Raw genomic sequence first — 20017 nt, forward strand, 5'->3', positions numbered from 1 at the left:
TCCTCAAACTCGGTTGCTGCCTGATCTGCTGGAATACCCTTCGGCGGGCCGACCAGTCTTTATGAAACCGTCTCTTAGTCGCCCCGGCAACGCGCTGCCGTTCGAGCATCGTCCGCGCACGGATCTGCAAACGCGCGACGCGGCGGTTTCTCAGTTGCGCGATGCGGCGGGGCACGATGCGTTTCTGCTCGACACATTGTCGCGCGTCAAGGCTTGCATTCAGATCGTGACGCCGTGGCTGCGGCTCGATCGGGCGAAGGAAGTCGGCGCATTCGATGCGATGTGCGAAGCGGTCGATCGCGGCGTCGACGTCGCGATCTACACGGATCCGCAGCTCAATATCGGCGATGCTGGCCCCGAGGCCGAGAGCAGGCACGAGCGCCTGCTCGCCGACACAGAGGCGTTTCGGGAGGCGGGAATTGCGGTGACGTTCGTGCGGCGGGTGCACAGCAAGATCGTCATCGGCGGCGAAGAGATCTATTGCGTCGGCTCGTTCAACTGGCTCAGCGCAGCGCGCGCGGGAGCGTATGCGCGTCACGAGACTTCCTTGCTGTATCGCGGTTCCGGTCTTTTGAACGAGATTCTGTCGATGCGCAAGAGCCTGCTGCAGCGGACGGTCACGACCGGACCGTTCGCAAGCGATGGGCGGCAGGCGAGTCGACGTCCGTCGGAGCAAACGTGACGCGCGGGCAGGCGGTTGAATTTCGCGCGGTCATGACGGTCCGAGCATTGATCAAAGCGGTGGCGTATGCAATTTGCCGCTGAAACGGAAGTGCGCCACGCAGTTTGAGGATGCGGCAGCCTTGCATCGCAGGAGACGCTGCGCCGAACAGGTTTCATTCGAACGAAGCAAAGCCGCCGGTGAAGCGATGACGCAAGCCCGGCGGCCATCGACATGCACGATGCCTGAACGTGGGCAGGCATCCATGCACATGCCTTTTAGCGTCGATCGATCGACGTTCGTGCCTCATGCGAGCGATTGCGACCGAGCCCTGCCTATCCCTTTCTTCATACGATGTCGAAAACGACAGGTGGTTTGCCTAATTGACGGCATCGCGCCGCGGTCGCGTCGCCCGGCGCGCCTTCGTCCAGGCGATGGATGCGCGACCGGCGTTCGGCGCTATGCCCACAAGAAGAATAAGGATATCGAATTGTCTGAACGAGAATCGCTCCTATTATCGTCCGCATCTCACTACCGTTCATTTTCATGAAAACGCTTCAGACAATTTCCGCGTTCGCGCTGGCCGTGTTCGCCGCTTCGGCGACGCAGGCTTTCGCTGCCGACGACACGTACAACCTGACTCTGAAGGATCACAGATTCTCGCCCGCGGGTCTCACGATCCCTGCCGACAAGAAAGTGAAGGTGACGGTCAGGAACCTCGATACGACGCCCGCAGAATTCGAGAGCGACGATTTCAAGGCGGAGAAGGTGATTCCCGCCGGCAAGCAGGTAGACATCTTCATCGGGCCGCTGAAGGCAGGCGTGTACGAGTTCCACGACGAGTATCACGAAGCCGAATCGAAAACCAAACTGACCGTCAAGTAAGCGCCGCACACCATGCTCTCCACCGCCGTCATCGTATTCCGGGAAGTGCTCGAAGCGGCACTGGTCGTGTCCATCGTTCTCGCGGCGACCAAGGGCGTGCCGAGGCGTGGGTGGTGGGTGAGCGGCGGCCTGCTCGGCGGCGTGATCGGCGCCGCGCTCATCGCGGCGTTCGCCGACGTGATTTCCGCATGGGCGTCGGGCATGGGGCAGGAGGTGTTCAACGCGGGCGTGATGTTCGTCGCGGTCGTCATGCTTGCGTGGCACAGCATCTGGATGGGCAAGCATGGCCGCGAGATGGCGCAGCAGTTGTCGTCGGTCGGTATGGCCGTCGCGGCGGGCAGCCGGCCGCTGACGGGGCTCGCGGTCGTCGTCGGCGTCGCGGTGCTGCGCGAAGGTTCGGAAGCCGTACTGTTCCTGTACGGCATCGCGGCGGGCGATCCCGGACAGACGCCGCAGATGATCGTCGGCGGCGTGCTTGGCGTGCTCGGCGGCGTCGGGCTGGGCGTCGGCATGTACGCGGGGCTGCTGCAAATCCCGTTGAAGCGCCTCTTTTCCGTGACCAATGCGCTGATCGTCCTGCTCGCCGCCGGCATGGCGAGTCAGAGCGTCGGATTTCTCGTGTCGGCCGGCTGGCTGCCGTCGTGGGGCGATGCCGTCTGGGATACGTCCTGGCTGCTGAAGGAATCGAGCGTCGTCGGCAAGATGCTGCATACGCTCATCGGCTACACCGCGCGACCGGCGGGTGTTCAGATCGCCGCTTATGTCGTCACGTTGCTCGTCATCGCGCTGCTGGCACGCAAAGTGTCGCGCACGCAGCAAACTTCGGCGGCGCCGACGCAGCCGGCGTGACGGCCGCCGGCTCGCGTGCCGGGCGACGTTTATCATTGGCCGCCCGGTTCGTCTGAGTCGGGCCGGGGGACACGCGGCGATCGGCCGCCGTGAAGTCCAATGTCCCCGTCACGGAAGCGGACCGCCGCGACCGCAGTCGCACAACGCGGCGCATGCCGCCGCATTCGGCTTCGACGCGTGCGGCGCTTTCGAACGACGCCTGCAAGCGAGACTTGGCTTGCGTGACGCAATGGCCGCTCGACCGCGATCGCCGTGAAAATCCTGTCGCTTGCCAAGTGCGCGTTGCAGCGTCCGGAATGACCTCGGGCTCGTCGACGCCGCCTCTCTGCCGCTCCGCATATCGCACGTTTTTTTGCTCTGTCATCGTCGGGTCACTCCGCATCCTTAGTTTTCCTGTCTATTACCGACCGTTACAATGTAGATGCCACACGGCGCGGCGCTCGCGAGAAACCGGATCGACATCGTGCCGATCCGGTTTCTGCTTTAGGCGCGTCGTTCGCCGCCGTGCGGCGATTGCTTGCACGGCGGCGTGCGTGACGTAACGAAGCGCTCGCCGCATCGTCGATCGGCAAGCTCGCTTCATGCGCGCGACCGGTTGCATCGCGCCTCATTGCGTCGATCCAGTCGATTCGCGTGTTTTTCCAGGCCGGGCGTCGTCGCACGATCGACGCTTGCCGACTTGCATTCCGTTTGTAATAATTCCCGACCGATATCCGAAGCCTGGACCGCGCTTTTGGCGATCGATCGGCGTCGCGAGCGCAAGCCTTCCATCGTTGCGCGGATGCCGCGCGCGACGCATCATCTCGCTCGCGGCGCGAAAGCGCCCACGGTCCAATTCCGAACCCCCCCGATTTTCCCGATTCGCCATGCTCGAGAGTACGCAGTTCGTCATCAAGATGTGGCTCGCGCTGAGCTGCTGCATCGCATCCGTTGCACACGCCGCTCGAGGCGTCGAGCCGGCCGACGTCGAACGCATCGTCGACGCCGTCGCGCGGCCGCTGCAGGACAAGTACGGCATTCCGGGGCTCGCAATTGCAGTGACCGTCGACGGCCGGCATTACTTCTACAACTATGGCGTTGCGTCGAAAGCGACGCGGCAGCCCGTCACCGACCGGACGCTGTTCGAGATCGGCTCGCTCAGCAAGACATTCACCGCGACGCTTGCCGCGTACGCGCAGCAAGGCGGCGAACTGTCGTTCGCCGACAGCGTGAGCCGCTACCTGCCGGCGCTGCAGGGCAGCAGCTTCGATCGCATCAGCCTGCTGAACATGGGCACGCAGACGTCCGGCCTGCCGCTCTTCGTGCCCGACCGGATCACGAACACGGCCGAGCTGCTCGACTATCTGAAGAACTGGCGGCCCGCGCACACGCCGGGCACGCACCGCGTCTATTCGAATCTCGGCATCGGCACGCTCGGCGTGATTGCGGCGGCGAGCATGAACGAGCGCTTCGAGACGTTGATCGAGAAAAACCTGTTTCCCGAGCTCCGTATGACGCACAGCTACATCGACGTGCCGGCCGAGCAGAGCGGCAATTATGCGCAGGGCTACACGAAGCAGGACGCGCCGATTCGGCTGAAGGCGGGCATGCTCGCGTCCGAAGCATACGGCGTCAGGTCGTGCACGTCGGATCTGATCAAGTTCATCGATGCGAACATGGGGCTCGTACCGCTGAGCGACAAATGGGCGCGCGCACTCGACGCGACGCACGTCGGCTACTACGATGCCGGCGGCATGATCCAGAGCCTGATCTGGGAGCAGTATCCGTATCCGGTGAGTCTCGGCGAGCTGCTCGCGGGCAACGATCTGATCGGCAAGGACGTCGTCGCGAAGCCGTTCAATCCGCCGCTGCCGCCGAAGCAGGACGCGTGGATCAACAAGACCGGCTCGACGAACGGATTCTCGACGTATGCAGCGTTCGTGCCGTCAAGGAAGGTCGGCGTCGTGATTCTGGCAAACAAATCGTATCCGCTGAGCGAAAGAGTGACGGCCGGCTATAAAATCGTCGATTCGATCGTTCGGGCCGAACGATGAGTCATCCTCCACTTCCTCAATACCGACAATGAAAATCCGACACGCGCTGTCGAGCGCATTCGTTTTGCTTGGCTGTATCGCCGCATCAGTGCATGCCGAGACGATCTGCACGGCGATCGCCGATGCGGGCTCGGGCAAGTTTCTGCAGAAGGATGGCGATTGCAGCCGTCGTGCGACGCCGGCCTCGACGTTCAAGATCGCGATCAGCCTGATGGGCTACGACGCCGGCTTCCTGCGCAACGAGCACGAGCCCGTGCTGCCGTATCGCGACGGCTACGTCGATTGGGGCGGTGCGGCGTGGAAGCAGCCGACCGATCCGACGCGGTGGCTCAAGTATTCGGTCGTATGGTACTCGCAACGCGTCACGCACAATCTCGGCGCGCAGCGGTTCGCGCGATACGCGAAGGCGTTCGATTACGGCAATGCGGACGTGTCCGGCGATCCCGGCAAGAACAATGGCCTCGATCGCGCGTGGATTGGTTCGTCACTGCAAATCTCCCCGCTCGAACAGATCGGATTCCTGAGCAAGATGCTGAATCGCAAGCTGCCTGTGTCCGCGAAGGCGATCGACATGACCGAGCAAATCGTCGATACGACGACGCTTGCCGACGGAGCGGTCGTGCACGGCAAGACCGGCATGGCTTATCCGCTTCTGGCCGACGGCACGCGCGACGAAGCGCACGGATTCGGCTGGTTCGTCGGCTGGATCACGCGCGGCAAGGAAACGCTGGTGTTCGCGCGTCTCACGCAAGACGAGGGCAAGCAACCTGTCTCCGCCGGCATACGGACGCGCGACGCGTTCCTGCGTGATCTGCCGCAGCTACTCGCGGCGCGTTGACGCGACGGCGGGCGATCGCGTCGCCAATCCGTCTTGCCGCATGTGCGCGGCTCTTTCGCACCGCCATATCTTCGAACGGCAAAAAGCGGCAGGCATCGCGAGATGACCTGCCGCACGTTTCATCCGCGATGACGCGGGGCGCAGCCATGGCTCTCAGGACCCGGCATACGGGTTGCAGAACGTCCGCGGACCGACGCAGCGTTGCTCCTCGGCCGCTTCCGACATGCTGCCCGAGGCCCCCGCCTTTGCGTCGCCACGCGTATCGGCGATCGCATGCGTCGGCTGCTGCGGCTTGGCCTTGTTCGCGAAGCGAGGTGCGTAGAGCGGCGAGATTTCCGGATACGACGCATCGGTCACATAGTCGAGCCCGTTAGCCTTTGCCTCGACCAGCTCCTGGTAGACCTGGGCGCGGGTCTTTCCGGCCGGCGCGTCCGCGAATGCCGCCGGCGAAACGATCGCGGCGGCGAGGGCGACAGTGAGGAATTTGGTTTTCATACGTTCTCCATATCAATATCGAATCCAGAAGGAGAATTCGATGATTGACATTTTGAACAACGGCCCCTCCGGCAACGTGACCTTCAAATGATGTTTTTGTCATTTTGATGAAAATGCCGAATTCGAATTTAAAATGATTCGCGAAATGACTCAAGTCTGTTCGAGATGCCAACGCGAATCATGGCCAGGCGGCGCGCAATCGACGTCGTCGGCAACATGCTCACGAGGGAAGCGCAGGAAGAACGTCGTGAAGACGTTCGGCACGCTTTCGACCCAGCAATCACCGCTGTGCTCGGCGATGATCGAGCGCACGATCGCGAGCCCGAGTCCGGTTCCCGACGCGGAGTCGTGGCGCGACGGATCGACGCGGTAGAAGCGGTCGAAGATCCGCGGCAGATGCACGGCCTCGATTCCGCGCCCGGTGTCGGTCACGGCGATCACGACGTCCCGCTCGGTCTGCTCGCAGCGGACGACGACCGTCGAGTTGTCGGGTGCATGCCGGATCGCATTGGACAGCAGATTGCTTAGCGCGCGCTGCACGAGGATCAGGTCGCCGTTGAAACTCGCCTGGCCTTCGACGGCGATCCCGATGCCGCGATCTTCGGCGACCGTCTCGTAATAGCGGACGATCCGGTCGGCCACCGCATAGGCTTCGACCGGCTCGATGTCGAGCTTGTTCTGATGGCCGTCCGCGCGCGCGAGGAACAGCATGTCGTCGACCATTCTCGCGAGCCGCTGATACTCTTCGACACTCGATTCGATCACCTGACGATATTCGTCGACAGAGCGCCGCTGCGACAGCGCGACTTGCGCCTCGGCGAGCAGATTGGTGAGCGGCGTGCGAATGTCGTGCGCGAGATCGGACGAGTATTCCTTCAACCGCGTAAACGATGCGTTGAGTCGCGCGAGCATTCGGTTGAACGAGATCGCGAGTTCCCTCAGCTCGCCTGCCATTTCCGTTTCGGTCAGCGGCTGCGCGAGCCGGCTGCTCGAGATCTGGTCGGCCTGCGCGGCGAAGCGGCGCAGCGGCCTGAGCGCGTATGCGGCGATCCAGTACGCGACCGTCGCCGCGACAGCCGTGCCGACGAGGATGATCGCGATGATGCTGATCGCGCACGTGCGCAGCAGCGACTGCTCGCGGCGGAAGTCGTACTGAACCGCGACGCGCAGCGGCAAGCCCGGGTTGCCGGTGAGGCGCGCGTCGGCGACGAGATAGCGCTTTGCGTGGCGCTTGTCGTCGACGATCGTCGGATCGGAGCCGGTCTTCGCTTGCCTCACGCCGCCAAACGGCGCGAACCAGCCGCTTTGCATGTACGCGGTGCCGCGTGCGTCGTAGATCGCGAAATCGACCTTTTCGTCGCTATGGAACGAGTAGTAGAACCTGGTTCCCTTTTCGCGCAGCTCCGCGATGCTGCGCGCTTCGCCGATGTGTGCGACCACGCCGGCGAGCGTCGTTTCCATCGCGCGCTCCGACGAATACGCGAACGTGCGCGTGAGCGTTTCGTACAGCAGTAAGCCGCTGATTGCGAGGAGCACGGACGTGGATAGCGCGAACTTGATCGCGAGCCGCACGCGCATCGTGCGCGGCGCGAGCCGATGCATCACGCGCACGATTCGCACGGCTCGCCTCGCTGCTCGAGAACGTATCCCATTCCACGGACCGTGTGGATCAGCTTGGGCTCGTAGTCCTGATCGACCTTTGCGCGCACGCGCTTGATCGCGGCGTCGACGACGTTCGAATCGCTGTCGAAGTTGATGTCCCAGATCTGCGACGCGATCAGAGAACGCGGCAGGATCTCGCCTTGCCGGCGCATCAGCAGCCACAGCAGCAGGAACTCCTTCGCAGTGAGCAGGATCGTGTTGCCTTGGCGGCGCGCCTTGCGCTGGATGAGATCGAGCTCGAGATTCGCGACGCGCAGCACCGGCGCATCGGTCGCCTGGCCGCGCCGGAGCAGCGAACGCACGCGCGCGAGCAGCTCGGCGAAATCGAACGGCTTCGCGAGATAGTCGTCGCCGCCGAGCTCGAGGCCTTTTACGCGATCGTCGACATGATCGCGCGCCGTGAGGAACAGCACCGGCGTCCGATGTGTCCTGCGCAGCTCGCGAACGATTGTCCAGCCATCGCAGCCGGGCAGCATCACGTCGAGGATCGCGAGGTCGTAATTCTCGGTCTGCAATTGGTGCAGGCCGCTGATGCCGTCTTGGGTCCAGTCGCAAACGAAGCCTGCTTCGGTGAGCCCGCGCTTCAAATACATGCCCGTCTTCAGCTCGTCTTCTACGATAAGAACCTTCATTTCAAACTCGTTAAGAATGCGTGAAATATTCTTTGAGAATGCGTGTCGTTCACAGTTCAACATTTCGGTGTACGTGATTAATGACGTGTGGCGCGCACATCGTGTTTCGTCGATGGTTGCCGCGATGAAACGCCGCATCTGTGAACCAGCCGGCGAAGCGATCAGGCGACATGCGAATGCGGGAAGGATGGACGCGACGCGAAGTGTGATGGAGCCGCGCCGGCGGGCGGAGACGAACGTGACCTGCGAAGTGTCGTGTGCGCCGTCATTCGTCGCTTCGTTCGCTCGTCGCGGACGTGGCGATGCCATTCATTCGCCGATGACGTTCGGCATGTGCTTGCGTCATGTGAACGTGACAAAAATGTCATGCCCGCGCGACGGGGAAGCGATTGACTTCTGAAATCGAAAAAAAATTTTCGACGATGAAGAAACCGACATGCGATGACGCTTGGGTATCGGTCATGCTCGATATTCGTCGATCAACGCATCGATGAAGCATCGCATTGGCGTCTATCTGAAGACACGACGACGCGAATGACAAAAGGAAAACACGCAGCCGCGATCGTGACGGGTGAAGCAATTCGGTATGCCATGCGCGCGATGAAAAGTCGGCAACGCAATGAGCGGCGCGTGCAATCGCACGAGGGTATTCCTTATGACGTGTAGGGATATTCGAAATAAAATACGTGCTGCACTGCACGAGTCGAAGCGGGTTGCTGCAAAGCAGCGCTTTCTTGGCGGTTCTCGCCGCATATAGTCGGGCCGCGATACACGAGATTCCGCCGACACTGCCGATCCGTGAAGGAATGCACGCGCATCGCGACAATGCGATGCGCGCCGGTTCGATGACGCAGCCGCATCATGCGGAGCGGGTAAAGAAAAGCTATTCCTGTTCGCGTGATCCGATGTTCGAAAATCTCTCTGTTCCGCGTTCAAAACTGGCGCTTTCTTGCGCGGTTGCCGTTTTCTTCTACGAGATCGAGACCATGGAGAAACTACGCGCTGCCAAGCTGGCATGCGCAATCAACGCAGCGGGTCGATTTACCGAAGCGTGAAACCCGATTCTCCTCCGAATAATCAAGACGAAACTTTTTTTGATATAAGCTAAAAATGTTTGACACACTGATTTCAGCGATATAAGTTTTGCGCAAGCTTATGGAAAGAAATGAGACCGAGCGGCGCAGGCGCCGCATTGCCGACAAGACGGCGATCCGTGCCTGTAGGGCCGACGGCGGCAGGTCTAGCCGCCCGACGTTCCCGCGTCGCTCGAGATCTCGTGTCGACATTTTGAAATGCAAATGTAATCAGAGTTTGCTGCCGTCGAACGACGCGGTAAATGCTTGATGAGGGCCTGACGAGTCGCAAAGACGTACCGATAAATACAAACGCGGCAAATAGAACCTGAGAGGGTGGGGCAGACGGAACGGGTCACCGTTTCGCCCAGTTCCCATGACGCAGATCTGACGGAAGACGAATCGTCTGGCCGCACGGGCCGGACGATTCGATCGACCACAACCGGTTTGTCGGCAACACGTCGTCCGGTCGAGCACTGTCGTGCGCATCGGCGCGGCGTGTCCTTTCTTGCCGGCAGCGCAGCGAAGCAAGCAGCTACAACACAACATCGTCGACTCATTCCGTTCATGAATTTTCGTTTGGGGGAGTATGGGCATGTCTAAATTGATTCGTACTGCTTCATTTAAGGTGACCATCGTCTGTGCCGCGGTGGCCGGTCTCGCTTCGGTCGCGCAAGCGGAAACCGCAGCAGCTCCGCTCGTTCCCGGGCCGGCCGATGCGGTCAACCAGTTGATCGTCAAGTTGCGCGCGGCGAAGACGTCGACCGATTCGTCGGCCGCGAAAGCGGCGCACGCCGACGTCCAGGCGGTCATCGATCGCGTGCTCGCCGCGCGCAAGTCGCGTGCAGCAGGGCGCGCGTTCGGCGCGGCTGCCGCCTCCGCGCCGGGCAACCCGGCCGATCCCGCGGCGGGCCTTCGCGTCAAGCGCGACATGTCGGGAGGCGCGACCGTGCTGTCGCTGCAGCGTCGCGTGTCGCTCACCGAAGCGGAAGCGCTCGCGCGCGACTTCGCGGCGGACGGCGCGATCGAGTATGCGGAGCCGGATGCGCGGATGCATCCGTTCCTCGTGCCAAACGACACGCGCTATTCCGAGCAGTGGGGCTACTTCAATCCCAAGGGCGGCGCGAATCTGCCGAAGGCATGGGATCGCACGACCGGCTCCGAGCGCGTCGTCGTCGGCGTCATTGATACCGGCTATCGCCCGCATGCGGATCTCGCCGCGAATCTGGTGCCGGGCTACGACTTCATCTCGGATCCGGCGATCGCAAACGACGGCAACGGCCGCGACAGCGACGCATCCGATCCCGGCGACTGGGTGACCGCGCAGGAAGACGGCGATCCGAGCGGTCCGTTCTATGGCTGCGGCGCGAGCAACAGCTCGTGGCACGGCACGCACGTCGCGGGCACGATCGGTGCGGTGACGAACAACGGCTTTGGCGTTGCGGGCATCTCATGGGTCGGCAAGGTGCTGCCGGTGCGCGTGCTCGGCAAGTGCGGCGGAATGCTGAGCGACATCGTCGACGGCATGCGCTGGGCCGCGGGCCTGTCGGTACCGGGCGCGCCATCGAATCCGAATCCCGCGAAGGTGCTGAACCTGAGCCTGGGCGGATACGGCCGCACGTGCAGCACGACGTATCAGAACGCGATCAGCGAGATCACGTCGCGCGGCGCGAACGTCGTCGTTGCGGCCGGCAACAACGGCGGTTCGGTATCGACGACCCAGCCGGCGAATTGCCTGGGCGTGATCGCGGTCGGCGCGATCGACAGCAACGGTGTTCGCGCGAGCTTCAGCAACTACGGCGCGGCCGTGAAGATTGCCGCGCCGGGCGTCGGCATCCTGTCGACGCTCAATGCCGGCAAGACGTCGCCGGGCGCGGACAGTTACGCGAGCTACAGCGGCACCAGCATGGCGACGCCGCACGTCGCGGGCACCGTCGCGCTGATGCTCGCAGTCAATCCGACGCTGTCGCCGTCGCAGATCCTGCAGCGGCTGCAGTCGGGCGCGCGTCCGTTCGCGAGCGGATCGGGCTGCTCGACGAGCACCTGCGGCGCGGGATTGCTCGACGCCGGCAACGCCGTCAACGCCGCTGCGCAGTGAGCGAACGCGGGCGTTGCCGCGAGGAAGCTTCGCGTTCGCATGCGCCGATGCCCGTCATGCGGGATGCGGGCCTCGGCGCGGTGAGTCGGTGCGCGGCTCCCTCTGTCATGCAACGCCCGCATCGCGGCGCCGCCGGCCGGTCATGTCGCGCCGGCAGCGCCGAAGCATCGCGTCACGAACGCGCCCGGCATCGTCCGGGCGCCGACGTGCTCGCGGTGCGGTCGGCAGTGTCCGCCGGCATGTTCAACACGACGCCATCCCGCACGGGATGACCGTTTCCCGACGATCATCTAAATAAGGACAACAATGAAATTTCATCGAACCGAACCGCGTCGCGCATGGATCGCCGCGCTCGTTGCCGCTACGACGCTTGCCGCGTGCGGCGGCGATGACGGCGCAGGCGTTCCGGGTGCGTCCGCGCTCGCTCAAGTCCAACAGGAGGGGGGGCCGGCGGCGGCCGGCGCACCTCAGATCGCAGCGCGTTTCTCGCCGTCCGGCGTGCCGTATGCCGATCTGTCGAGCGGTGGTCGCTATCGGCCCGTGATCGAGAACGGCCAGGTGCAGCCGTCGCTGTCGGGCAGCACGATCGCCGAAGAGGCATGGGTCGAGACGCCCGTCGACTCCGACGGCGACGGCGCGAAGGACCGGATACACGTGCGCATCGTGCGTCCGTCCGAAACCGCGGCGGGTGCACGCACGCCCGTCATCGTGCTCGCGAGTCCCTACTACAACGGCCTCGCCGACAGCCCGAACCACAACGTCGACGTCGAGCTCGACGGCACGCCGCATCCGGCTGCTTCGGTCTCCGCACGAATCATGGCTGCCGCGCCGCAGACACGGATCTGGCAGCAGGTCGACGCGGCCGCCGCGGGACGTTCGTGGATCGAAGGCTATTTCGTGCCGCGCGGCTTCACGGTCGTGTATGCGGACTCGCTCGGCACGGCCGGTTCGGACGGCTGCCCGACGATCCTGACGCGCGACGAATCGGTTGCGATGGCGTCGGTGATTCGCTGGCTCGGGCACGGCGCGGTCGCGAAAGACGCGAACGGCAAGCCTATCGTCGCGAGCTGGTCGACGGGCCACGTCGGCATGTACGGCGTATCGTACGACGGCACGCTGCCGAAGATGGTCGCGAGCCTGCGCACGCGCGGGCTCGACGCGATCGTGCCCGTCGCAGGGCTGTCGAACATGTACGGCTACTACCGCTCGGGCGGGCTCGTGCGCGCGCCGGACGGCTATCAGGGCGAGGACGTCGACGTCTACATCAAGGCGCTGCTGACGAATCCGCATCCGGAGCGCTGCACGCACCTGATCGACGAGGCGCTGCAGAAAGAGGATCGCAAGACGGGCGATTATTCGGCGTTCTGGGCCGCGCGCGAGATTCCGAGCGCGTTAGCGGTCGCGCCCGCGCTCGTTGCACAGGGACTTGCCGACGACAACGTCAGGACCGATCAGTCGACGTCGTGGTATCTCGCGATGCGGCGCCAGGGCGTGCCCGCGCAGTTGTGGCTGCACCGCGCGCGCCACACCGATCCGACCCGCGTGCCCGCGATGGCCGACGCATGGATCGCGCAGGTGAACCGCTGGTTCACGCGCTATCTGCTTGGCTACGGCAACGGCGTCGAGCGTAGCCCGGGCGCGGTGATCGAGCAGGGGGACGGCACGCTGCTGAAGGAGGCGAGCTGGCCTGCACGCGGCGCGGCGCGGGTCACGTATTTCGCGGGCGGCGACGGCGCGGGCACCGGCACGCTGCTGCGCGAGCCGACGAGCGGTCCGCTCGTGAAGTTCGCCGACGATGCGCGAATTACCGCGCTCACGCTGGCGAACGCGAGCACGGGCGAGCATCGCAGCCGCTTCGAGACGGCGCCGGTCGCGAGCGCGACGCGGATCTCGGGCAGCGTGACCGCGCGCGTCCGCCTGACGTTCTCTGCGACCGCGAACGTGACCGCGCTATTGGTCGATCGCGCGCCGGACGGCAGCGCGACGATCGTCACCCGCGCATGGACCGATCCGCGCAACCGCCTGTCGAACTGGCTTTCGGAGCCGGTGCTGGCCGGCATGCCGTACGATCTGCGCCTGACGTTCATGCCGCGCGACTACAGGCTCGAAGCGGGGCATCGGCTCGGGCTCGTCGTGCTGTCGAGCGACAACGAGGCGACGCTGCGGCCGACGCCGGGTACCGAGCTGACGCTCGATCCGGCCGGAACGTCGGTGACGGTGCCGCAGCTTCCGGCTTGACGGGAAGCGTATGGCGGCGAGCGGTACGCGATGCGCGTGCCGCTTGAACGAGACTTCGCCGCGAATGTCGCGCTCGCGGCGAAGTCGTTCGAGGCATTGTTTCGGAAGGCGAACGAAGCCGAATGCTTGCGGACGGTCAGTGTTTTGTCTGCCGATGTCCTTCGGGCGAAGGCAGCAGTTCGGCCACTTTGCCGCGCAGCACGGGCAGCACGTCGGTGACGAACCACGGATGCCGCTTGAGCCAGCCCTGATTGCGCGGCGACGGATGCGGCAGCGGAATGAACTCGGGCGCGTACTCGGCACCCGCGCGAACCGTTTCGGTAACCGAAGGTTTGCGGCGCGCGCCGAGGAAGTGTCGCTGCGCATATTGCCCGATCAGCAGCGTCAACCGGATATCGGGCAGTTCGCTCAGCAATCTGTCGAGCCAAAGCGGCGCGCATTCCGGACGCGGCGGGTTATCGCCGCTCGCGCCGCGCCCCGGATAGCAGAAACCCATCGGGACGATCGCGAACAGCGATTCGTCGTAGAACGCCGCATCGTCGACGTTCAGCCATTCCCTCAATCGCTTGCCGCTCGCGTCGTCCCAAGGAATGCCGGACGCATGGACGCGCGCGCCGGGCGCTTGTCCGACGATCAGAATACGTGCGTGCGGATGCGCGCGCACGACCGGCCGCGGTCCGCACGGCAAGTGCGACGCGCAGACGGTGCATGCGCGAATCTCACGGAGGAGGCCGTCGAGGGTGGCGTGTCGCGTCGGCGTCGAGCGTGCGGTCGCGTGGGGCGGCGGCGAATCGTTTCGTTTCGATGACATTGGCCGTCATTATGCCGCCGATTCGCCGCATTCGTTCGGTCCCGTTTCAAACGTTTGAAGCGTATGCGCGCGGGCAAACCCGATGCACATCGACGCGCGAAACTGATAGGGTGACGCACGGACCCGTCGCGACGCCGCGCCGCGCCGCGACGGCGCACGGATTCGACGAGCGGACGCGGATTCGCATCGACGCCGTACCGTCTGCACGAGACGGACGCGCGGCGCTCACGCGTCCACAATGCATCGGAAACGGTTGCGCGGCAATCGCCGGCAACGAAAGGAATCCTCTATGAACACTGCATCCGCCGCCAACGTCGAACCGGCCGAATGGAAACTCCGCTGCGATCTGGCGGCCTGCTATCGCCTCGTCGCGATGCACGGCTGGGACGATCTGATTTTCACGCACATCTCGGCGCGCCTGCCCGGCCCCGATCATCATTTCCTGATCAACCCGTACGGGATGATGTTCGAGGAGATCACCGCGTCGTCGCTCGTGAAGGTCGATCAGGCGGGCAACAAGGTCGACGATTCACAGTATCCGGTGAATCGCGCGGGCTTCGTGATTCACAGCGCGGTGCACGCCGCGCGCGAAGACGTGCAATGCGTGCTGCACACGCATACGCGCTCGGGCGTTGCCATCAGTGCGCAGCGTGGCGGCGTGCTGCCGATCTCGCAGCAATCGACGTTCGTGCTGAGTTCGCTCGCGTACCACGATTACGAGGGCGTCGCGCTGAAGGACGAAGAGAAGCCGCGTTTGCAGTCCGACCTCGGGCGTGCGACGTTCCTGATGTTGCGCAATCACGGATTGCTGACGGTCGGCCCATCGATTGCGGATGCGTTTCTCGCCATGTATCTGTTCGAGACGACGTGCCAGATTCAGATCGCCGCGCAACACGGCGGCGAATTGGTCGAGGTGCCACGCGAAATCGTCGCGACGAATGCCGAAGCGGCGACCGTGCAGACGGGCGGCCTGGGAGGCGCTTTCGTGTGGCCCGCGCTGATCCGCAAGCTCGAGCGTCGCGACGACAGCTACAAGACCTGAAGGCGAGTGATTGGATGCCGGTTGCGCTGGCGTGCGCCGATCCGGTCGGGCGCGTCGAGCGCGAATGCGAACTCGACGACAAAGGAGCGGCGCGCATTGCGCGCGCCGCCCAATGCCGGTCGTCGTGCGGACCGCTCACGACGCCTGCTTGCCATCCACGTTGACGAATCCCGGACCATAGAACACCGGCTTCGACAACTCGGTGTAAGTGCGCAGGTATCCGATCTCGTCCGGATACAACTCGGCGAGCTGCGCGTCGGCGTATTGCGCCGTCCCTTCCTTTTTTACCATCCGATGTTTTTGCGCCCGAACCCGATCATTGACATTCGAAGCGGCACGACTTCGGAAGTAGCGGGTTCTTGTGGTCTTGACATGAAACACGCAGACGAAAACGGCAAGCCCAATCCGGGCGCGTTGCGATGCCGGATCGGCGAAGACCATCGGTGCGACGGGGGCCGTCCGTCGGGCAGTCGATCGGAAAGGCGATCTGCCGCGAATACGGCGCGAATCGCGTTGCGTTTCGCGCTGGCCTTGCGGCCGCTTCCATGTATGGCGGTGTGACGCCGCTGGTGCCGTTAAGCATTCCACGTGCTCGAACGCAGCGACGACGGCGCGAGCGAGCGGCCGCGCGCGATGACGGCCGTCTTGCGCGGTATGTTCGCTTCAGGTTTGCATCATGGTTGCCACGATCACGTCGTGTACATTCGACGGACCGAAGGAGCGTTCGGTCCGTCGACGCTTCGTCAACGGCAATACAGTTCTTTTCGCCTTCGCGTCAAGCACGGCAATGCACTTCCACCGTCACGTGAGACAGATTCTCGAAGCGCTTCAGCAATCGATGATAGAAGCGCGGGTCGTGCGCCGGATCGCCTGTCGCGATGGACACCACAGCGCTCATGTGGCCGGGGCCCAGGCGCCAGACATGCAGATCGGTGACGTTGTCGCCGCCGCTTTCGATCGAGCGGCGCACGTTATCCGCGAGACGCCGGTCCGGATTCATGTCGAGCAGGATGCGGCCAGTGTCGCGCATCAGGCCGTACGACCAATTCGCGATCACGAGCGCGCCGATGATGCCCGCGAGCGGATCCATCCACATCCAGCCGAATGCGCGCGCGAGCACGAGCCCGACGATCGCGAGCACCGAGACAGCCGCATCCGCGATCACGTGTATGTAGGCGGACCGTATGTTGTGGTCGCGTACTGCAGCATCGTTCGGGCCGCCGTGATCATGATGATGCGGATGGTCATGCTCGACGAACGCTAGCGAATGCTCGACATCGTGCAGGCGCACGATCGCAGTGAACGCATGCGGCTCCGGGATCGTGTCGATCGATTCCAGATAGCCGCCGCGATTCGCCAGTTCGAATGTCTGCCGCGATCCGCCGGCGCGGACCGTCATGATGGACGCCTGCAAATCGCCGACGGCCGGCTGGCCCGCTGCGGGCTCGATCCGGAATACGGGCGGTACACCGTCCTCGAAGATCGATACGACGAAGGTGCCGTCGCGCAACGAGATCGTCTGCGCTTCATCGCCGTGTTCGCGGTCAGCGTCGTGATCGTGGCCATGAACATGCCCATGATGATGGCCGTGTCCGTGACCATGCCCGTGATGGTCGCCGCTCAGCAGCCACACGCTCGCGAGATTCACGAGCAGGCCCAGCACGGCGATCGGAATCGCTTCGTCGAAATGAATTGGAACGGGAGAGAGAAACCGAGCGACCGCCTCGTAGGCGATCAATAGCGCGATCATCGCGAGCACGATGGCGCTGGTGAAGCCGGCGAGGTCGCCGAGCTTGCCCGTGCCGAATACGAAGCGCGAGTCGTTCGCGTGCCTGCGCGCATACGTGTACGCGACCGCTGCGATCAGCATGGCGCCCGCGTGGGTCGACATATGCAGGCCGTCCGCGACCAGTGCCAGCGAGCCGAACAGCGTGCCGCCGACGATTTCCGCGACCATCATCACCGCGCACAGAGCGATGACGATCCAGGTCCTGCGTTCGTTCTGTTCGTGCGCGGCCCCGAGGAAAATATGGTCGTGCCCGGCGCCGAATGCGACGTCTTCGAATTCGCTCATCGATCGCTCCGTTTATTTGAAGTAGCTGTGGACCACGCCGATCAGCTGCTCGGTCGCGCTGCCTTCGTAGTTGTCGGGCGCGTCCGCGTCGACGAGATGCGTGCGGATGTGATCTTCGAGCACGACGGCCAGCAGGCCGTTCATCGCACCCCGGCAGCTCGTGATCCGCTGCAGCACCTCGTTGCAGCCGCATTCTTCCTCGAGCGCGCGCTCGATCGCTTCGACTTGCCCCTTGATGCGGCGCACGCGGTTCAGGAGCTTCTGTTTCTCTCGAATGGTGTGGCTCATCGCCTCCCCCCAAAATACTGGGGGGGAGTATATATCAATGCACAGTTTTGTATAGTGGGGGGGAGTATGCGAATTCGCGATGCCGCGAGCCGGACGCGCGGCGTATCGTTCAGCGAAGATCGGCTCGCTTTGCTGCGGCCATATGCCGCCGATCGTCGGGGTCGCATCACCGGCGCATCGGCATGGGAGGTCGACGTGCGACGACGCAGACGTATTGGAGATACTCGCCGATCGTCAGCGACGAGAGTGCATTATCAGGAAGAAAAAGCGACAAAGGCGCCAATGGCGCCCTTTGTCATCGACATCGTCCGTCGGAGACGGATCGATCAGCTCACCTTGCCGGCGGTCGTGTGCTTGCCGAGGTGGTGATGATGAGTCATGTGGGTCGACGCATGGTGTGTATGCGAGCGCCCCGGCGCGGTGCTCGCGCGGTCAGCCTGCGTATCCGAACGATCGGCTGCGCGAGAAAGACCTTTGTCGCGATCGCCGGAGTTGATGCTGTTCGAGTTCGTCATGCCCGAGCTGCTCATATGACCTGCCGACATGCCGCCCGTATTACCTCCGGCGCCACCCATGCCACCCATGCCACCCATGCCGCCGCCGTGGCCGCCGCCACCAGCGCCGCCGCCCGCCGCTTGCGCGACCGACGACATCAAGACGAACAGACCCGTAGCAGTCAATGCGACCAAACGAATACCTTTCATTTTTGCCTCTTCCTAAGCGTTGTTTGGGCAATTGAATTGTACGAACCGCATGTGTCACACAACGGCGGCGTTGTAATCAAAGGTAACCACGCGACGGACCGTCAGCGGCGCGGCGGTGGGCGATGACGAGAGCCGCGCGGATCTGGTGCGCGGCCCGGCATCGAGTGCATGCGAAGGCAAGGCGGACCGCGTTCTGCCAAGCGGAAGCACGCGTTACCGGTTGGTTACAAGCGCGCTGCATTCTCACGACGCGAGTGTCGCCGCGCGAGCGCCGATCAGTTTAGGGCAGAACCGGCGATCGCCGCTTTCATGAGCCCGTAGCGCGGCTTTTCTTGTGCGCTGCCCGTCAACAAACCGTAAGGGCCGCTGCGATCGTCATAGAGCTCGTACCAGTTGAAGCCGATGACGTTGTAGGCCGCCTTTGCCGCGACCAGCTCAGGAATCGTTTTCGCGATGTAGGCGGAGATCTGTGCGTCTGAGTTGTCCGTGTTCACGCCAATCTCGGTGACGATGATCGGCAAGTTGTAGCGCTCCTTCAGCCGTGCAAGCACGTTGTATCTGCCGGTCTTGCCGAGCGCGTTCTCGAAGTCGCCGCCGTTCGAATACCAGTGCCACTGGATCACGTCCGGCGTAATCTTCGGGTGCCCGGTCGTGCCATCGGGCTGTGTGCCCGTCATCAGACCGTCGAGGAAGCCGAAATGCAGCGCACCTGATGTCGCGTTCGCGATCAGCTTCGTCGTGCGATTCGTGTCGACCGAGCGCCAGCCGTCGAGCGCGCCCGTAAGCGCGCCACGCCAGATCGGAAAGGTTGAATTGTCGTAATCCGAAATATTGACACCGTCGCCCTGGATTGGCGCGTTGTGGCTGTCGAGATCGTACTCGTTGCCGAATTCCACCATCGGGATGCCGGCTAGCTTCTTCGCCGCGTAGGCGGAAAGCTTGTATGCGTACGCATAGGCGCTCGCCTCGGTCGGCTGCTGCCCGTTCAGCGAAGGATCGGCCCATGGGTGCGCTTCGATCATCGGCAGGACCGTGACGTTGGGGCCGAGGCCGGGAATGACCGTCGATGCGAGCGTGTTGACGTGATCCGGAATGTACACATCCTGCCGATAGACGTTCATGCCGAGTCCGGCAAGGTGGGCCGCCTGAGTCGCGAGCGGTATCGATGCATAGACGCCGCCGTCGACGTAATGTCCGTTCACGCCGAAGAACGGCAGCACCGAAGTGGTTTCCGAAGGCGAAGACGCGCCGGACGCGGGCGCGGATGTGCCCGTACCGGACGACGATGTCGACGAACCCGACGAACCCGACGAGCCGGACGAGCCGGACGAGCCGGACGTCGCCGACGCGCCGGAAGCGGGCACGACGACACCGTTCGTCGGCGCGACGGCGGCGGCGTTGACCTTGCCTTGATCTCCGCCGCCGCCGCAAGCGGAGAGCAACAGCGCGAGCAATGCAGCCCTCGCAGCCGGATAATTGATAGGAATACTAATGAATTGTGTCACGCTCATGGCGACCGCGGCTAGGCGTTTCATGGTGGGGTCCCCGAATAGAGAAACTTCTATTTTAGGTTAAATTGAGATAAAGCTATCTCAAAATTCCGACGCGATCGTTCTGAATGTTTGCGTTTGAGA

General features: G+C 63.5%; 17 protein-coding genes and 1 pseudogene. 9 read left to right on the forward strand and 9 right to left on the reverse strand.

Features of this window, described 5'->3' with window-relative positions; genetic code table 11:
• Window positions 1-61: 61 nt before the first annotated feature.
• The 5 genes from WS69_RS10055 (at window position 62) to blaOXA (ending at window position 5266) form a co-directional block, all read left to right on the forward strand.
• Entirely contained in the window at window positions 62-682 is a 621-nt protein-coding gene (locus WS69_RS10055) for a phospholipase D-like domain-containing protein (protein WP_059470631.1), read from the forward strand.
• Window positions 683-1207: 525 nt separating this feature from the next.
• On the forward strand, window positions 1208-1546 hold the full coding sequence (locus tag WS69_RS10060) for a cupredoxin domain-containing protein (protein WP_059470632.1): 339 nt from the start codon (window positions 1208-1210) through the stop codon (window positions 1544-1546).
• 12 nt (window positions 1547-1558) lie between these two features.
• Entirely contained in the window at window positions 1559-2395 is an 837-nt protein-coding gene (locus tag WS69_RS10065) for an FTR1 family iron permease (protein WP_059470633.1), read from the forward strand.
• Between the two features lie 866 nt (window positions 2396-3261).
• Window positions 3262-4428, forward strand: a complete 1167-nt coding sequence (gene ampC, locus WS69_RS10070; RefSeq protein WP_059470634.1) for a class C beta-lactamase — start codon at window positions 3262-3264, stop codon at window positions 4426-4428.
• A gap of 28 nt (window positions 4429-4456) precedes the next feature.
• On the forward strand, window positions 4457-5266 hold the full coding sequence (blaOXA, locus tag WS69_RS10075) for an OXA-42 family class D beta-lactamase (RefSeq protein WP_059470635.1): 810 nt from the start codon (window positions 4457-4459) through the stop codon (window positions 5264-5266).
• A gap of 153 nt (window positions 5267-5419) precedes the next feature.
• On the opposite strand, the gene WS69_RS10080 is transcribed toward blaOXA, so the two are convergent.
• From WS69_RS10080 to WS69_RS10090, 3 genes are all read right to left on the reverse strand, one after another.
• Window positions 5420-5761: a DUF4148 domain-containing protein gene (locus WS69_RS10080; RefSeq protein WP_059470636.1), complete on the reverse strand. Its 342-nt coding sequence runs from the start codon at window positions 5759-5761 to the stop codon at window positions 5420-5422.
• A 150-nt stretch (window positions 5762-5911) separates the two neighbouring features.
• Window positions 5912-7366: a heavy metal sensor histidine kinase gene (locus WS69_RS10085; RefSeq protein WP_059470650.1), complete on the reverse strand. Its 1455-nt coding sequence runs from the start codon at window positions 7364-7366 to the stop codon at window positions 5912-5914.
• Entirely contained in the window at window positions 7363-8055 is a 693-nt protein-coding gene (locus tag WS69_RS10090; protein WP_059470637.1) for a heavy metal response regulator transcription factor, read from the reverse strand. The genes WS69_RS10085 and WS69_RS10090 overlap by 4 nt, the downstream gene beginning before the upstream one ends.
• A gap of 713 nt (window positions 8056-8768) precedes the next feature.
• On the opposite strand from WS69_RS10090, the gene WS69_RS30645 reads away from it, so the two are divergent.
• The 3 genes from WS69_RS30645 to WS69_RS10100 all read left to right on the forward strand — a co-directional run bounded on the left by WS69_RS30645 (window position 8769) and on the right by WS69_RS10100 (window position 13464).
• Window positions 8769-9110: a hypothetical protein gene (locus WS69_RS30645; RefSeq protein ID WP_156438056.1), complete on the forward strand. Its 342-nt coding sequence runs from the start codon at window positions 8769-8771 to the stop codon at window positions 9108-9110.
• A gap of 607 nt (window positions 9111-9717) precedes the next feature.
• Window positions 9718-11226: a S8 family peptidase gene (locus tag WS69_RS10095; protein WP_059470638.1), complete on the forward strand. Its 1509-nt coding sequence runs from the start codon at window positions 9718-9720 to the stop codon at window positions 11224-11226.
• Window positions 11227-11532: 306 nt separating this feature from the next.
• Complete coding sequence (locus WS69_RS10100) at window positions 11533-13464, forward strand: Xaa-Pro dipeptidyl-peptidase (RefSeq protein WP_059470639.1); 1932 nt, start codon at window positions 11533-11535, stop codon at window positions 13462-13464.
• Window positions 13465-13600: 136 nt separating this feature from the next.
• On the opposite strand, the gene WS69_RS10105 is transcribed toward WS69_RS10100, so the two are convergent.
• Window positions 13601-14275 carry a uracil-DNA glycosylase family protein gene (locus WS69_RS10105; protein ID WP_059470640.1) on the reverse strand — a complete coding sequence of 225 codons (675 nt, stop codon included), beginning with the start codon at window positions 14273-14275 and terminating at the stop codon, window positions 13601-13603.
• A gap of 289 nt (window positions 14276-14564) precedes the next feature.
• Between WS69_RS10105 and WS69_RS10110 the strand changes: the two genes are divergently transcribed.
• Window positions 14565-15317: a class II aldolase/adducin family protein gene (locus WS69_RS10110; protein ID WP_059470641.1), complete on the forward strand. Its 753-nt coding sequence runs from the start codon at window positions 14565-14567 to the stop codon at window positions 15315-15317.
• 135 nt (window positions 15318-15452) lie between these two features.
• Here WS69_RS10110 and WS69_RS33180 read toward each other — a convergent pair.
• The 5 genes and pseudogenes from WS69_RS33180 to WS69_RS10130 form a co-directional block, all read right to left on the reverse strand.
• Window positions 15453-15578, reverse strand: a pseudogene (locus tag WS69_RS33180) (ferritin-like domain-containing protein); the annotation flags it as partial.
• 514 nt (window positions 15579-16092) lie between these two features.
• Window positions 16093-17391 carry a CDF family Co(II)/Ni(II) efflux transporter DmeF gene (gene dmeF / locus WS69_RS10115; protein WP_059470642.1) on the reverse strand — a complete coding sequence of 433 codons (1299 nt, stop codon included), beginning with the start codon at window positions 17389-17391 and terminating at the stop codon, window positions 16093-16095.
• 12 nt (window positions 17392-17403) lie between these two features.
• Entirely contained in the window at window positions 17404-17679 is a 276-nt protein-coding gene (locus tag WS69_RS10120; protein ID WP_059470643.1) for a metal/formaldehyde-sensitive transcriptional repressor, read from the reverse strand.
• Window positions 17680-18005: 326 nt separating this feature from the next.
• A complete protein-coding gene (locus WS69_RS10125; RefSeq protein ID WP_059470644.1) occupies window positions 18006-18383 on the reverse strand; it encodes a hypothetical protein in 378 nt (125 codons plus the stop codon).
• Between the two features lie 275 nt (window positions 18384-18658).
• Window positions 18659-19918, reverse strand: coding sequence for a glycosyl hydrolase (locus tag WS69_RS10130; RefSeq protein ID WP_059470645.1), 1260 nt, complete (start codon window positions 19916-19918; stop codon window positions 18659-18661).
• Window positions 19919-20017 lie beyond the last annotated feature (99 nt).

Source organism: Burkholderia sp. BDU5, from assembly GCF_001522845.1.
In the GTDB taxonomy this organism is placed as follows: domain Bacteria; phylum Pseudomonadota; class Gammaproteobacteria; order Burkholderiales; family Burkholderiaceae; genus Burkholderia; species Burkholderia mayonis.